Below are 15,322 nucleotides of genomic sequence, written 5' to 3'. Positions count from 1 at the left end.
CACGTTTCATGTTACTATAAATAAAGACCCTTCATTAGAAAAGAAGATTAACAGGGTGAATCATGCTTGAGGGGAAGTTGTATATGGCTAAGCATATGGAATTGCCTAATTTGTACGAAACAGGAATACAAGATTTGATTATCTCTGCAGAGAAAGTGGCTCATGTTCAATTAACCAATCCGCTCGAACACGCCATGCTTATTCTCATTAAGTCTGGTTATTCTTCTATACCTGTCCTTGATACACAGTTCAGGCTTAAGGGATTGATCAGTCAACCACTTATTTTGGATTCCATTCTAGGAATTGAAAGAATTGAGTTTGAGAAATTAAGTGACTATGTTGTTGAAGATGTTATGAATACTGACATTCCATGTATTAATGAAAATGAAGGTTTTTTCAAAGGTCTGAAGCTTTCAATCGACCATCCTTTTTTGTGTGTAGTGGATAACGAAAATATTTTCAAAGGAATTTTAACACGAAGAGCACTTTTGAAGTTTGTTAACAGGTACCTTCATGAATCTTCGTTCAAACGATCATAATCATAATAAACTCAAAGAACCCGGTATAAAGGTACCGGGCTTTTCTGTATGCATCTAAATGAAAAAAATGTAAAATGGTAGTGAAGTCGTTGATCATTGGAGATGTCTTAATGAAGGGTTTAGCAAAAAGTGTTTTAATAAGCGTGAGAAATAAAGAAACAAACCGCCCTCTCGTCCTTACAGCAATAGTGATCGGTATGTTCATGGCTGCGATAGAAGGAACAATCGTTTCAACAGCTATGCCTGGTATTGTGTCGGATCTCGGTGGCTTTACGAAATTCAGCTGGGTTTTTTCATCCTACTTACTGATGTCGGCAATTACAGTGCTTCTTTTTGGGAAGCTATCAGACTTATTTGGAAGAAAGCCCATATATGCTTTTGGAGTCATCGTTTTTTTAATCGGTTCAATATTGTGTGGTTTTGCAGAAACGATGGAAGCACTCGTCCTCTTTCGTTTGATACAAGGAGTTGGGGCTGGAGCGGTCCAGCCTATTGCACTAACAATAGTAGGAGATATGTATTCGATGGAAGAAAGGGCAAAGATACAAGGCTATTTGGCGAGTGTTTGGGGGATTTCAGCTATTGCTGGTCCTGCTCTCGGTGGTCTCTTCGTTACATATATCGATTGGGCATGGGTTTTCTGGATGAATGTACCACTCGGTATTTTTTCTCTCATTGGGGTTCTTATGTTACTTCATGAAAATGTTGATAAAGAGAAGAAACCTATTGATTACCCAGGAGCTCTTATTTTATTACTTTCAGTTAGTGCTCTTATGGTTATCCTTATTCAAGGAGGTACAGTCTGGGAGTGGTTCTCCGGACCAATCATTGCACTCATTATTTTTACAATCGTAGGGATCTGTTCGTTTTTTTTTATTGAGACACGTGCTAAAGAACCAATAATGCCTCTTGGAATTTGGAGAGATCCAGTCATATCACTTGCAAACTCAGTTACATTTACAACGGGAATCATTTTAATTGGCGTGTCGAGCTTTCTACCAACATTCGTGCAAGGTGTTATGGAAAGATCACCGATCGTAGCTGGGTTTACTCTGACTACGATGTCCATCGGATGGCCGATTGCTTCTACTATTGCAGGGAAGCTCGTCATTAAAATAGGGTTTCGGACAACATCTGTCCTTGGGGGAATCTCTCTTCTTATAGGTTCGTCAATCTACATCTTGATGACGCCTGCTCTCGGACCACTTTTCGCAGGAACAGGTTCTTTCTTTATTGGTGTTGGAATGGGGTTAACATCCACAACCTTTATTGTTGCTATTCAAAGCTCAGTTGCCTGGGAACAGAGGGGCATCGCAACAGCCTCAAATGTATTTATGAGAACGCTAGGAAGTGCAGTAGGTGCAGCACTTTTAGGCGGCATATTGAATAGTAGGTTAAAGCAATATCTTGATCGTAATGAAGCAGACTTGGGTATTAATTCAGCTAATATGCTCCTAAACGAAGAGAAACGGAATTCCCTTGAGACATCAACTCTAGCAATCTTACAAAATGGATTAACCGTTTCCCTCAATTGGGTATTTCTCGGTATCGTTATCCTTGCACTCATTAGTTTTGTTGTCGTGCTCTTCATGCCTAAGGGTTCAAAGAAAAGAAATCCGTCTCAATCATGAGTCGGATTTCGGTTGAATGAATTCAATTCTATTTCTGAACGGATCAAAGAACGTAAATCTTTCGTATCCTTTGATTTGAGTTTCTTCCTGTATAAGTACCTCATAATCTTTTAATCTAGCTCGAGCCTCGTTAATATTCCCTACTTCAAAAGCGGGGTGTCGTTTGCCGGGGTGAATATTAGTTTCAGTGCCAATATGAATTTCAATGCCAGCTCCCCTGAGCCAAAACCCTCCATTTTTCTTTAATGCCTCGGGTTTCTCAATTTCTATGAAACCAAGTATATCTTTGTAAAATGTCCTTGCTTGATTTTCCATTCCTACGGGTATACAAATCTGTATGTGATGTATTCTACGATAATCAATTTTCACCTCAAGCCCTCCTTAGAAATTACTAGTGAAAATACTGTAGCAAACCTGTAAGATCAACAGAATCGTCATTGTTCTCAAGAGCCAATTAACTTGTGAAAGTGATAGCTTATCGGCGATCCGAACTGAAATCTGTGCTCCTGTGATCGAGCCAATTGCAAGTGGCACTGCAATCGTCATATTCAAATGTCCACTCATGAAGTAAACGGAGACGGCTCCCGTACAGCTCAAAAAGGTATTGAAACGTGTTAAGCCTATGGAGAAAAGATATGAAAGCCCACTTTGTCTAAATAAGTGCATTTGAAGCGTTGCTTGTCCTGGGCCAAATGAGCCATCATACCAGCCGATTACTCCTAAGAAAGGAAGTGCTTTTGTAGGGACTTTTTTTAAAGTAGTTGTAGATTGTCGTTTTTTGAAAAACGATAACCCGAGAGCTGCAATCAAAAGGGAACCGGCAAATAGTTGAAGAGCCTGTTCAGATAGTGATGAGGCGAATAAACCACCAAGTATACCGCCAACTAATGCGATGGGTCCTGTTTTAAATGCCTCCTTCATCACAAGCTCTTTTCTTCTTAACAATACTAAAAAGCTTGAAAAAGAACTCAGCATGTTAGAAAATTTGTTAGCAGAAATAATTGAGTGGATCGGTAAACCAAGGAGAATCATAGCAGGTACATTTATTAATCCACCGCTACCTGATAATGTTCCTATGAATGTTGCGATAAGTCCGATTCCAAATAGCCATAGCCATTCCATTTCAATCACCCTTTAATTCATCATTTACTCTTATTTGTTGGAATCTCTTTCCTTAGTATATTATCGAATGGGTGATAATGAAATTAGATAATAATGATTATAAGACATAAGAAAAACTTATAGTGCTGGTATAATGATGAAGAATGGATAGATCGAACGATGGAGAGTGATGTAATGAGTACTGAATATAAGGTGATTTCGATCCTTGCAGAAGAAAAAAATATGCGAAGAGCTGCAGAGCGCTTATACGTTTCTCAACCTGCTTTAAGTCAACGTCTGCAATCGATTGAAAAAGCATGGGGGGTTCCAATCTTCCTTAGGTCACAAAAAGGTTTAACCGTAACGCCTGCAGGAGAGCGAATCATCGCTTTTGCGAACGATACTCTGAAAAGAGAAGAAAAGGTCTATGAAGCTTTAACATCACTAAGCTCTGAAGTTCATGGAACGTTAAAGCTTGCAGTAGCATCCATAATAGGGCAGTACTGGCTCCCTTCCATTCTGAAGAGGTTTGTAGAGAATTATCCTAGCGTAAAAATCTCTCTCGTAACTGGGTGGAGTAGTGAAATTCTAAAGTATTTATATGAAGATGATATCCATGTAGGGATTATTAGAGGTAAGCCTGATTGGAGAGGGAGAAGTCACTATCTTCTCTCAGATGAGCTCTATTTAGTGGATACAACTATTCGATCGATCGAAGAGCTTCAACAAACAGAGAAACCTTTTATACAGTTTAAAAGTGATTCGACTTATTATCAGGAAATTCAAGAATGGTGGCAAACACAATCATTTTCACCACCAAAGAAAACGATCGTCGTCGATCAAATTGAAACGTGTAAACAGATGGCGTTAAATGGGATAGGTTATGCGATTCTTCCATCGATTAGTATTACAGAAGATGTGAGTGAATACCATCGAATACCGCTATTGGACAAAGAGGGGAAAGCATTGAAACGAGATACCTGGCTTTTGACAAATGATACGGCATTACAATTGAAGCAGGTTAAGAAATTCTTAGAACTACTTGATACCTAGTAAATCATTAGACTTCACGAAAAATATCATGTACGATAAAATGAAAAGCATGCGGCTAAGCCGTGTAGCTATTTGGATGTAACTAAGGAGGAAGAATATTCATGAAACAGATGGATGCAAACGAAATTATTAGCTTTATTCAAAACAGTGAGAAATCAACTCCTGTTAAAGTACATATTAAAGGGAACCTAGACGGTATTGATTTCGGTAGTAACACGAAGACGTTTATTACTGGTGATACTGGTGTTCTATTTGGTGAATGGAAAGAGATTAAGCATGTTCTTGAAAATGAAGCTTCTAGTATCGAAGATTATGTTGTTGAAAATGATCGTCGTAACTCTGCTATTCCAATGCTTGACCTTAAAGGTATTCAAGCACGTATTGAGCCAGGTGCGGTTATTCGAGATCAAGTTGAAATCGGCAACAATGCTGTCATCATGATGGGTGCAATGATCAACATCGGTTCTGTTGTTGGTGAAGGTACGATGATCGACATGAACGTTGTTCTTGGTGGACGCGCTACTGTAGGTAAAAACTGTCACATCGGTGCAGGCGCTGTTCTTGCTGGTGTTATTGAGCCACCATCTGCATCTCCAGTTATTATCGAAGATGACGTTGTAATCGGAGCAAATGCTGTTGTTCTTGAAGGGGTTAAAGTTGGGAAAGGTGCAGTAATCGCAGCTGGATCGATTGTAACAGAAGATGTTCCTGAATTTACTCTAGTCGGCGGTACGCCAGCACGAGTACTGAAAGAAATCGATGATCAAACGCGCTCTAAGACTGAAATCAAAAAAGAGCTTCGTCAGCTAAAAGCCGACTGATTCACAAATGGACAGAAGAGCAGTAAGAAGAGACTTACATCGTATCCCAGAAGCTGGGTTTCAGGAATATAAAACACAGCAGTATTTACTTCAGTTTATTGAGCAGCTTTCTCAAGAGCATTTAGAAGTGAAGACATGGAAAACCGGGATTCTCGTTCTTGTAAAAGGGAGCAACCCTTCAAAAACGGTAGGGTATCGTACAGATATAGATGGGCTTCCCATTCAGGAGCAAACAGACTATTTGTTTCAATCTGAACATGAAGGATACATGCACGCTTGCGGACATGACGTTCATATGACGATTGCTCTATCACTACTTGAACACTACTCCGGTAGCCGAGTGAAGGACAATCTACTTTTTATTTTCCAACCGGCAGAAGAAGGACCAGGTGGAGCTCTTCCGATGTTAGCATCAGAAGAATTTAAAACCTGGAAGCCTGATGAGATGGTTGCTCTTCACGTCGCGCCAGAGTATCCTGTAGGCACAGTCGCAACGAAGCCAGGTCTATTATTTGCAAATACTTCAGAGCTTTTTATCGACTTGGTTGGTAAAGGTGGACACGCCGCTTACCCTCACAAAACATGTGATATGGTTGTAGCGGGAAGCCATCTTGTTACACAGTTTCAGTCGATCGTTGCGAGGAATATCGACCCTCTTGATTCTGCAGTCGTCACGATAGGGAAAATAGAGGGTGGTACGAAGCAAAACATTATTGCTGAAACGGCCCGGTTAGAAGGCACGATCAGATCTCTCTCTGCAGAGTCCATGACTCTTGTGAAAGATCGCATCGAAGCAATCGTTAAAGGGATTGAAACTTCATTTGAATGTGAAGCATCTATTGATTATGGTTCCAACTATTACCAGGTGTTCAATGATGCTGAACTCGTTGGAAGATTTATGGAAGTGACTGGAGAGCTTACGGACATATCTTTGGTCGAATGTCGAGAAGCGATGACCGGTGAAGACTTTGGGTACTTCTTACGAGATGTACCAGGGTTTATGTTCTGGCTAGGGGTTAACTCAGAATCTGGTCTACATTCTTCTACATTGAAGCCAGATGAAGCTGCGATCGACGTTGCATTCGACGTGCTAACAAACTATATAGATACTATTACAGTTTAAGGTAAAGTCCCGAGCGAAAGCTCGGGGCTTTTATATTTAGGTGCCGTATACTTTTGGAAAAGATGGTTACCCTAACTCAAGTAGTGCCAATACATACATAGTGGGGAAGGAGTGAAAAGCATGAGAAGAATCGCTGTAGAAGATACGCTTTCAGATGTAGCTCAAGAGCTTAAAGCAAAAGGGTATGAAGTTGTTTCCCTTCAGCAAGAAAGTGATGGGGATGGCTGTGATTGCTGTGTTGTGTCTGGTCAAGATCAGAATGTTATGGGAATGCAAGATGCAACAACGCAAGGTAGTGTCATCAACGCTGATGGCATGACTGCAGATCAGGTTTGTGAGCAAGTAGATAGCAGGTATCAGCAATAACATACAAAAACAGGTGCCACCAAAAGTCTAACTTTTGGTGGCACCTGTTTTTAATTTAATCGTCTTTTTTAACCCAGTTGTCATTATTGTTTTTCTTATACTTTTGTTCCACTGCGCTCCAAGCTACTTTAAAAGCTGTTTTCTCATTGTCATATTGCTCCGAAGCAGAGTTAAAAGCTTCTTTAAAGATATCCTGAGCGTGTGCCGGAAGATTATCTTTAACCTGGTCTGGGAGATCATTTCTTGAATCGTAAGGCATGACGTCACTCTCCTTTAACGCTTTGCCATTACTTTACCCAGTGGTAATTTTCTTTAAACGATTACTGCTCTTTCTTTTCTACGTAAACTTGATGTGGGAATGGGATTTCGATACCATTCGCATCAAACGCTTCTTTAATTTCTTTACGCAACTGACGCTCTACGCCCCATTGTTCCATATTCTTAGTTTGACAGAGAACACGGATGACAACATCAGAATCGCCAAGGTTTTGAACACCAAGAACATTTGGTCCGTCGACGATTGCTTCGTTTGTTTCTGCCACTTTCTCACAAACATCTTGAAGCACTCTTATTGCTTCATCAATATTATCATCATATGAAATACCGATGTCTACAAGTGCACGCATATTGCCCCTAGAATGATTGCTTAGTGAACTGATCTCACGGTTTGGAACGTAATTCAGTGTGCCATCAAATGAACGGATATGAGTCGTACGAAGACCAACATCTTCAACGATTCCGCCGAACCCAGCAGCCGTTACATAGTCACCAACATCCATTTGTTTCTCAAGTAGAATGAAGAATCCTGTGACAACATCGCTCACGAGTCCTTGAGCACCAAAACCTACTGCAAGACCGATAATACCAGCACCAGCAATTAATGCTTTAATATCAAATCCAAACGTATCAAACACAACAGCTACTACGATGAAGATTAGCACATAAGCGAAAACGCTCATAGTTAAGTTCTTAAGCGTGTCTGCTCTGCTTTGGCTCATATTTTGTTTCGTACTAACTTCACTAAATGATCTTTCAATAAATCGATTACCTAATGATTTCACAATCGCATAAACGATAAAAATTGCAATCAATTGTAAAATTAGAAGTCCGGTATCAACGAGCAATCCAGCCCAGCCGATATTTTCAATAAAATTCATTTTTTTCCTCCTTCACCAATACAAGATGTACCTTACTGACAAAGTATAGCGAAAAATGTCGGTGAGGTTCAAGTGAAGTGTTATAGAAGACGTAAGAAAAAGTTTTCGGTATACTTATCGTGACATTGTTTAACGAAGGGAATACACGGGCAATATAAGTAAGTACGTCATATTCCATTACATTAAATTCATTATTACTTAATATTGACTATTAATAATGGTTGTACTATAATGACAAACGTGGGCGAAAGCCGCAGGATATTTTCTAGGAGGGATTTACACATGGCAGAACGCATGGTAGGCAAACAAGCACCTCGCTTCGATATGGAAGCGGTTATGAGTAACAAAGAATTCGGTAAGGTAAGTCTTGAAGAAAACATGAAGAACGATAAATGGACAGTGCTTTTCTTCTATCCAATGGACTTCACTTTCGTGTGCCCAACTGAAATCACTGCACTAAGCGACCGTTATGAAGAGTTTGACGATCTAGATGCAGAAGTAATCGGAGTATCAACTGATACAATCCATACACACTTAGCGTGGATTAACACTGACCGCAATGAAAATGGTCTAGGTGAGCTTAACTATCCACTAGCTGCAGATACGAACCACAAAGTATCTAAAGAATATGGCGTGTTTATTGAAGATGAAGGTGTAGCACTTCGTGGACTATTCATCATCAGCCCTGAAGGTGAACTTCAGTACGCTGTTGTTAACCACAACAACATTGGCCGTGATGTTGATGAAACACTTCGCGTGCTTCAAGCACTTCAAACTGGTGGACTTTGCCCAGCAAACTGGAAGCCAGGTCAAGAAACACTAAACGTATAATAAAGCGAAACGCTTATGACAAAACCTCCAGGAGAAATCCTGGGGGTTTTTTAGTTGTTTAAAAAATCCAGCAAGAAGCGTATTCAGCATATTTTATTGGGTGAATAAAATATTACATCAATGAATTCCCTTAAGATTTTGCCTGAACAATGGTAGGAAACCTTAATGCGACTGCAAAATTTATGTATTATTACTACCTTAGTAGGCGAGAAAATCGCTTGACCCCTGTGGAAAAACGGAGGAGCAAGAACCCGGAATAGTTTTTATGTGGAAGCTTGAGGGGGCGTCCGCAGAAAGCCAGTAAGTTGTATCGCCTGCAGTGTATGAAGCAGTGAGTAATCTCTTCTGGAAACTAATCCAAGAGTTTTTTTGTTAAATAGTTGTAATTGGTGGTTATTTATTTCGAAATCCGATATATTATGTATATTGTCACTAATTTTACAATTTATTTAAAGTCAAAGGTGGTGTCGCGTTGGATACGTTTAAGAGATTAAAAGAATTTTATTGGCCGTATAAGAAAATGTTCTTACTGTCTGTGTTCTCATTGTTTTTTGTAACCGGAATTACGGTGGTATACCCGATGGTTCTTCAGTTTACGATTGACGAAGTTATTCTCAAACAGGAGTATCGGTGGGTTCCATATCTAGCATTTGGGTTTATCGCAATCATGGTATTTAAAGGAATTGCTACATTCTTTCATCAGTACTTAGGAGATCTCTTTGGAGTAACAGCAGTTTATAGACTAAGAGAAGAGCTTTACAAAAAGCTTCAGTATTTGCCTTTTAGATACTATGATAATGCGAAGACCGGAGATTTAATGTCACGCTTAACAGCTGATGTTGAAGGTTTTCGCTTTTTCCTTTCTTTTGGATTCGCACAAGTTATTAACTTCTTGCTACTCATTTCGTTTAGTTTAGCAGTTATGTTTAACTATTCCATTCCACTCGCACTTGTAACGCTTGGTATGCTTCCATTCCTTAGTATTGCAGTCTATCGATTTGATAAAAACGTCCACCCAGCATTCAGGGGTATCAGAAAATCGATGGCTAGACTGAATACGAAGGTTCAGGAAAATATAAGCGGGATCAATACAGTTAAATCATTATCAAGAGAAGATTTCGAAATTGGGAAATTCGTAAATAGTAACACTGACTATCGCGATAATTATTTAACTACTTCGAATATTTGGGCAAAGTTCTTCCCAATGATGGAGTTTATCGGAAACCTCTGTGTTGTGTTCTTACTATCTTACGGTGGTTATCTTGTCTTTCAAAATCAACTTCAGCCAGGTGAACTCGTAGCTTTCTTTAGTCTTGTCTGGTACATTATTTGGCCAATTATGAACCTCGGTTTCGTAATTAACACTTTTTCACAATCAAAGGCTTCAGGTGAACGTCTCCTTGAAATCCTTGATGAAAAAGAAGATATTTATGACAAAGAACATGCGGTCGATGTTGATCGCTTAGAAGGTCACGTACAGTTCAACCAGGTAACTCATAAATACGCTTCTGAAGATGACGAAGCGTTAAAAAACATTACGTTTGATGCACCAAAAGGTACGACGATTGGCTTACTTGGAGCAACCGGTTCAGGTAAAACGACTGTGACTCAGCTGATCGCACGTTTTTATGAGCCAGATAGTGGAGAAATCCTAATAGATGGAAAGAAGATTGATCACTACACCTTCAAGTCTCTCAGAAGGAATATTGGGGTTGTTCTACAGGAAACATTCCTATTTTCCTCAACGATAAGAGATAACATTGCTTATGGAGACCCGGATGTTTCATTTGAAAAGATTGAGGATGCAGCGAAGCGCGCACAAGCACATGAATTTATCATGGAGTTACCTGAAGGGTATGACACGGTGCTAGGCGAACGAGGAATGGGGCTTTCAGGAGGTCAAAAGCAAAGAATCGCAATCGCTAGGGCTATTTTGACGAACCCGAGCATTTTGATTCTTGATGATGCAACAAGCGCAGTTGACATGCAAACTGAGGTTAAGATCCAAAAAGCTTTTGAGGAAGTCATGAAGGGTAGAACAACGTTCATCATCGCGCACAGAATCTCTTCCTTAAAGCATGCTGATGAAATTCTCGTATTGAATAAAGGAGAAATAGTTGAGCGTGGGAATCATAATGAGTTAATCAAAAAGCAAGGCTACTATCGAGGTATCTATGATATTCAATATCAAGATCAAAAAGAAATCATGGAGAGACAGACGGTTTGAAAGGAGGGGAAGAAGCGTAATGAAACAAAATCGTAGACAACGATTTCATTATTCTCAGGATTCAGCAATAGAAAAGCAGTTTAATTGGAAGCAAATGACGAGGCTTCTCGGATACATGGAACCATACAAGAAGAGCCTACTTCCAAAAGCAATCATTACAATGCTTATCTCAACAGCAGTCCGATTGATCGTGCCGATTTTTATCGGGGTATTACTTTTTGATCATGCGATCAAAAATAAAGATGAAAACCTATTAATACAGTTGATCATCGGAATAGGAGTGCTGTATTTAATTTCATGGGTTTCGAACACGTACCGTATCAAATGGACGAATCAGCTTGGACAATACATCATCTATGACATCAGGCAAGGGCTTTTTAAACACATTCAGAAGCTCTCACACGGCTTTTTTGATAAACGTTCTGCCGGGTCGATTCTAGTAAGGATAATAAATGATGTTAACTCTATGCAAGAGCTCTTTACGAATGGTGTCATTAATCTCTTGATGGATATCGTACTCTTGCTTGGTATCCTTGTTATCATGTTTATTTTAAGTCCACAATTAACGCTTGCAATCATGATTATTCTTCCACTCATGTTCTTGATTTCAACAAGACTACGGAGAAGAATTAGAAGGTCATGGCAACAAGTTAGAATTAAACAAGCGAAATTAAACTCTCATTTAAATGAGAGCATTCAAGGTGTTCGAGTCACGCAGTCTTACACACAAGAAAAAGAAAACATGGACTTTTTTGAAGGTGTAAACCATGAGACGTATTCGAGCTGGAAGGACGCAACGAAGAAAAGTGCAATGTTCCGTCCGTTCGTTGAGATGTCAAATGCGATTGGAACAGCAATATTAATATGGTTCGGCGTCTATTTAATTCAGAATGGTCTTGATTATGGTGTGTTTGTTACGTTTGCTTTTTATCTAGGGATGTTCTGGGAACCAATCTCAAGATTAGGGCAAGTATACAATCAGCTTCTAGTAGCGATGGCTTCATCCGAGAGAATATTTGAATTCCTTGATGAAAAACCAAATGTACCAGAGAAAAAGAATGCGCTTGAGTTTAAAGAGATAAAAGGTGAAATAACGTTTGAGGACGTAGAGTTTTCATATGATGAGAAGCGAAAAGCTCTTCATCAAATGAGTTTGAAGATGAATGCAGGAGAAACCGTTGCACTTGTTGGGCATACTGGATCGGGTAAATCAACGATCGCCAATCTAATCAGTAGATTCTATGACCCAACGAAAGGTTCGGTTAAGATCGATGGGGTCGACTTAAGAGACGTCAAATTAGATAGTCTACGCCAGCAAGTTAGTGTAGTGCTTCAGGATACTTTCATCTTCTCAGGAACGATTATGGAAAACATACGCTTCGGAAGGCCGGATGCTACTGACGATGAGGTTATTGAATCGGCAAAAGCGGTTGGAGCTGATCAATTTATTAAGCGCCTGAGTAACGGATTCGAAACAGAGGTCGAAGAGAGAGGGAACGTTCTTTCGGTAGGTGAGCGACAATTATTATCCTTCGCACGAGCGCTCTTAGCAGATCCGAGAATCCTTATTCTTGATGAAGCAACAGCAAGTATCGATACAGAGACAGAATTGAAGATTCAAAACGCGCTTAATGTTGTACTTGAAGGTAGAACAGCTATCATGATTGCTCATCGATTATCGACAATCCGTGGGGCGGACAATATTATTGTTCTAGATCATGGTAGAATTCTAGAACAAGGTAACCATAACGAACTGATGAGTAAAGGCGGAACTTATTACGAATTAGTAAAGTCGCAATTTAATATGATGGATGTAGGATAATAGAGAAGCCCATTATGGGCTTCTTATTTTATTGATAGTTTGTGATACTTGTCACAAAGTCTCGGTTGAGTCATAATAGAAGTGTAGAACACTTCATACGTTTGTTTGTTTTTGATCAAGGTGATAAGGGAAGAATAGTAACAAGATTTTGAGTGATTAAAGGGGATGAAGATGGTGGAAATGGATTCAGTGATGCTAAGCAGGCTTTTAACAAGCCTAACACTAGGGTTTCATATTATATTTGCAACCCTCGGTGTCGGAGTACCTTTGCTTATCAGTTTAGCCGAATGGATTGGAATTAAACGCAATGATCCTTACTACACGTTACTAGCAAGGCGTTGGTCAAGAGGCTTTGTTGTTACGGTTGCCGTAGGAGTCGTAACAGGAACAGCTATCGGATTACAACTTTCACTTCTATGGCCGAATTTCATGCAGCTTGCAGGTCAAGTTATTAGTTTGCCATTATTTTTAGAAACGTTTGCTTTTTTCTTTGAAGCAATCTTTCTAGGGATTTATTTATATACATGGGATCGCTTTAAAAAGCCGATCTACCACTGGTTGATTTCAATTCCAGTCGTAATTGGTTCAACAATGTCAGCGGTCTTCATCTCGACAGTGAATGCGTTTATGAATGCACCACAAGGGTTCACGATGGTCGATGGTGTATTAACAGATATCGAACCACTCGTTGCGATGTTTAACCCTGCAACACCGACAAAGGTAGGTCACGTCGTGATGTCAGCATACCTTACTTCAGCGATCGTGCTTGCAGCCATTACAGCTTTCAAGATATTGAAAGGGAAGAATGGTACGTATTACAAGAAAGCACTCAAGCTTACAATGACGGCAGGTTTTATTTTTGCGATCGGAACAGCAATGGTCGGAGATTTCGCTGGTAAGTTTCTTGCAGAGTACCAGCCTGAAAAGCTTGCAGCAGCTGAGTGGCATTTTGAGACCAGTGGCAATGCTGGTTTAATTGTTGGAGGAATACTGGACGAAGAAAATGAAGAGGTGAAGTATGGTCTTGTACTACCTAATTTCTTGAGTATTCTGGCGCATGGTAACCCGAATGCAGAAGTAATGGGCTTAGATCAAGTGCCAGAGGATGAAACACCACCACTCTTTATTCATTATCTGTTTGATGGAATGGTTGGAATCGGAATGTTCTTAGCAGCATTGACGTTTTTCTTCATGATTGCTTTACGATTCAAGCGATTCAATCCTAATAATAGGTGGCTTCTGTGGCTCATCGTTCTTGCAGGCCCCCTTTCAGTGCTTGCGATTGAATTTGGGTGGATTTTCTCTGAAGTTGGACGTCAGCCTTGGATACTATGGGATATCCTCCGTACGGGTCATGCAGCAACAACATCAGATCATGTAGGCCTGATGCTGATTCTGTTCCTATTATTATATATCGTACTCGGAACGCTTTGTGTCACTGTTCTTCGAAAAATGTTTCATTCAAATCCAGCTGAAAACGAACTTGAAGAAATAGCAAAAGCTAGATAAGTGAAAGGGAAAGAGGGGTGATAGAATGGATATTCAATTACTAGGAATCACGGTTTTGTGGATTTTTCTATATGGCTATTTGATAACTGCGTCAATCGATTTCGGTGCTGGTTTTTTCGCCTATTATGGTGAGCTTACTGGAAGGGAGCACATTATTAATCGAATCATTAGCAGGTATTTATCTCCCGTATGGGAAGTCACAAACGTATTTTTCGTTTTCTTTTTTGTTGGCTTAATTGGGTTCTTTCCAGATACGGCCTATTATTTCGGTACAGCATTGCTCGTGCCTGGAAGTATAGCAATTATACTGTTAGCAATACGAGGATCATTCTATGCGTTTGGAAACTATGGTGCGAAGAAAAGTAAAGTGTATACGTTTCTGTATGGTGTAACAGGGCTATTGATTCCCGCTTCGCTCTCAACGGCACTTACCTTATCTGAAGGTGGCTTTATTGAGGAAGTGGATGGGAACGTCAGGTTCCTTGCCGGTGAGCTTTTCTCAAGCTTTTATTCTTGGTCTGTAGTTATACTGGCTATCGTTTCTGTATTATTCATTAGTGCTGCATTTCTAACGTTCTATGCGAGTAGAGCAAATGATACACCAGCACTCGAGCTTTTAAGAAAGTATGCTCTGTTTTGGAGCGCGCCTACGATTCTTGCTAGTATTATGGTATTCGTTGCTCTACAACAACATAATCCTGAGCATTTCGCGAGTACTCTCGACTACGCGTGGCTCTTTATTGCATCGCTGTTTTGCTTTTTAGCTGCAACATACCTTATTTTTCATAAGAAAAGGTACGGAACAGCTTTTATATTCGTAATGCTACAGTTCTTTTTTGCCTTCTTTGGCTATGGAGTTTCACACCTTCCGTGGATTCTATATGATTATATTACAATTTATTCCGGTTATACGAACGAGACGATGGGGGTTTACCTTGTCATCGCATTCGTAGCAGGATTATGTTTGCTTGTTCCTTCACTCTTTCTATTGATGAGGTTGTTCCTCTTTGATGCAGAATATGTAAAAGGAAATAAGTCATAAAGAGATCTTATTGACACGGGTGTACATCGTGATAGGATAGAATTACGTGGCAGCGTACAGCTGGCACGTTTCTTTCCGAGATAAGTAGGAGGAGTGTACG

At 39.9% G+C, this 15,322-nt stretch carries 15 protein-coding genes; 11 read left to right on the top strand and 4 right to left on the bottom strand.

Annotated features, from left to right (window positions below):
* The first annotated feature begins 83 nt into the window (after nt 1-83).
* Together cbpB and SJY16_RS12110 are read left to right on the top strand one after the other, a co-directional pair.
* On the top strand, nt 84-539 hold the full coding sequence (gene cbpB, locus SJY16_RS12115; RefSeq protein WP_377889492.1) for a cyclic-di-AMP-binding protein CbpB: 456 nt from the start codon (nt 84-86) through the stop codon (nt 537-539).
* 110 nt (nt 540-649) lie between these two features.
* A complete protein-coding gene (locus tag SJY16_RS12110) occupies nt 650-2,170 on the top strand; it encodes an MDR family MFS transporter (RefSeq protein ID WP_377889491.1) in 1,521 nt (506 codons plus the stop codon).
* On the opposite strand, the gene SJY16_RS12105 is transcribed toward SJY16_RS12110, so the two are convergent.
* Both SJY16_RS12105 and SJY16_RS12100 read right to left on the bottom strand, forming a co-directional pair.
* Complete coding sequence (locus tag SJY16_RS12105; protein ID WP_377889489.1) at nt 2,165-2,539, bottom strand: VOC family protein; 375 nt, start codon at nt 2,537-2,539, stop codon at nt 2,165-2,167. The two genes, SJY16_RS12110 and SJY16_RS12105, sit on opposite strands and share 6 nt — an antisense overlap.
* A gap of 12 nt (nt 2,540-2,551) precedes the next feature.
* Complete coding sequence (locus tag SJY16_RS12100) at nt 2,552-3,292, bottom strand: sulfite exporter TauE/SafE family protein (RefSeq protein WP_377889488.1); 741 nt, start codon at nt 3,290-3,292, stop codon at nt 2,552-2,554.
* A gap of 174 nt (nt 3,293-3,466) precedes the next feature.
* Here SJY16_RS12100 and SJY16_RS12095 point away from each other — a divergent pair, with 174 nt between their 5' ends.
* The 4 genes from SJY16_RS12095 (at nt 3,467) to SJY16_RS12080 (ending at nt 6,634) form a co-directional block, all read left to right on the top strand.
* The gene (locus SJY16_RS12095) at nt 3,467-4,324 is read left to right on the top strand and encodes a transcriptional regulator CcpC (RefSeq protein ID WP_377889486.1); all 858 of its coding nucleotides are present in this window, start codon (nt 3,467-3,469) and stop codon (nt 4,322-4,324) included.
* A gap of 101 nt (nt 4,325-4,425) precedes the next feature.
* Nucleotides 4,426-5,145, top strand: a complete 720-nt coding sequence (gene dapD / locus SJY16_RS12090; RefSeq protein ID WP_377889484.1) for a 2,3,4,5-tetrahydropyridine-2,6-dicarboxylate N-acetyltransferase — start codon at nt 4,426-4,428, stop codon at nt 5,143-5,145.
* A 7-nt stretch (nt 5,146-5,152) separates the two neighbouring features.
* Entirely contained in the window at nt 5,153-6,268 is a 1,116-nt protein-coding gene (locus SJY16_RS12085) for an N-acetyldiaminopimelate deacetylase (protein ID WP_377889482.1), read from the top strand.
* 111 nt (nt 6,269-6,379) lie between these two features.
* On the top strand, nt 6,380-6,634 hold the full coding sequence (locus tag SJY16_RS12080; protein WP_377889480.1) for a YkuS family protein: 255 nt from the start codon (nt 6,380-6,382) through the stop codon (nt 6,632-6,634).
* A gap of 55 nt (nt 6,635-6,689) precedes the next feature.
* Here SJY16_RS12080 and SJY16_RS12075 read toward each other — a convergent pair whose 3' ends face one another.
* Complete coding sequence (locus SJY16_RS12075; RefSeq protein WP_377889478.1) at nt 6,690-6,893, bottom strand: ChaB family protein; 204 nt, start codon at nt 6,891-6,893, stop codon at nt 6,690-6,692.
* 61 nt (nt 6,894-6,954) lie between these two features.
* The gene (locus tag SJY16_RS12070) at nt 6,955-7,791 is read right to left on the bottom strand and encodes a mechanosensitive ion channel family protein (protein ID WP_377889476.1); all 837 of its coding nucleotides are present in this window, start codon (nt 7,789-7,791) and stop codon (nt 6,955-6,957) included.
* Nucleotides 7,792-8,073: 282 nt separating this feature from the next.
* Between SJY16_RS12070 and SJY16_RS12065 the strand changes: the two genes are divergently transcribed.
* From SJY16_RS12065 to SJY16_RS12045, 5 genes are all read left to right on the top strand, one after another.
* A complete protein-coding gene (locus SJY16_RS12065; protein WP_377889474.1) occupies nt 8,074-8,622 on the top strand; it encodes a peroxiredoxin in 549 nt (182 codons plus the stop codon).
* A 472-nt stretch (nt 8,623-9,094) separates the two neighbouring features.
* Nucleotides 9,095-10,849 carry an ABC transporter ATP-binding protein gene (locus SJY16_RS12060; protein WP_377889473.1) on the top strand — a complete coding sequence of 585 codons (1,755 nt, stop codon included), beginning with the start codon at nt 9,095-9,097 and terminating at the stop codon, nt 10,847-10,849.
* Nucleotides 10,850-10,868: 19 nt separating this feature from the next.
* The gene (locus SJY16_RS12055; RefSeq protein ID WP_377889472.1) at nt 10,869-12,671 is read left to right on the top strand and encodes an ABC transporter ATP-binding protein; all 1,803 of its coding nucleotides are present in this window, start codon (nt 10,869-10,871) and stop codon (nt 12,669-12,671) included.
* A gap of 171 nt (nt 12,672-12,842) precedes the next feature.
* Nucleotides 12,843-14,180 carry a cytochrome ubiquinol oxidase subunit I gene (locus tag SJY16_RS12050; protein WP_377889471.1) on the top strand — a complete coding sequence of 446 codons (1,338 nt, stop codon included), beginning with the start codon at nt 12,843-12,845 and terminating at the stop codon, nt 14,178-14,180.
* A gap of 25 nt (nt 14,181-14,205) precedes the next feature.
* A complete protein-coding gene (locus SJY16_RS12045) occupies nt 14,206-15,222 on the top strand; it encodes a cytochrome d ubiquinol oxidase subunit II (RefSeq protein ID WP_377889470.1) in 1,017 nt (338 codons plus the stop codon).
* Nucleotides 15,223-15,322 lie beyond the last annotated feature (100 nt).

Source organism: Alkalihalobacillus sp. R86527 (assembly GCF_042466185.1).
Lineage (GTDB): Bacteria > Bacillota > Bacilli > Bacillales > Guptibacillaceae > Guptibacillus.
The sequence above is the reverse complement of the archived record's forward strand: the minus strand, read 5'-3'. Positions and strand labels throughout refer to the sequence as shown.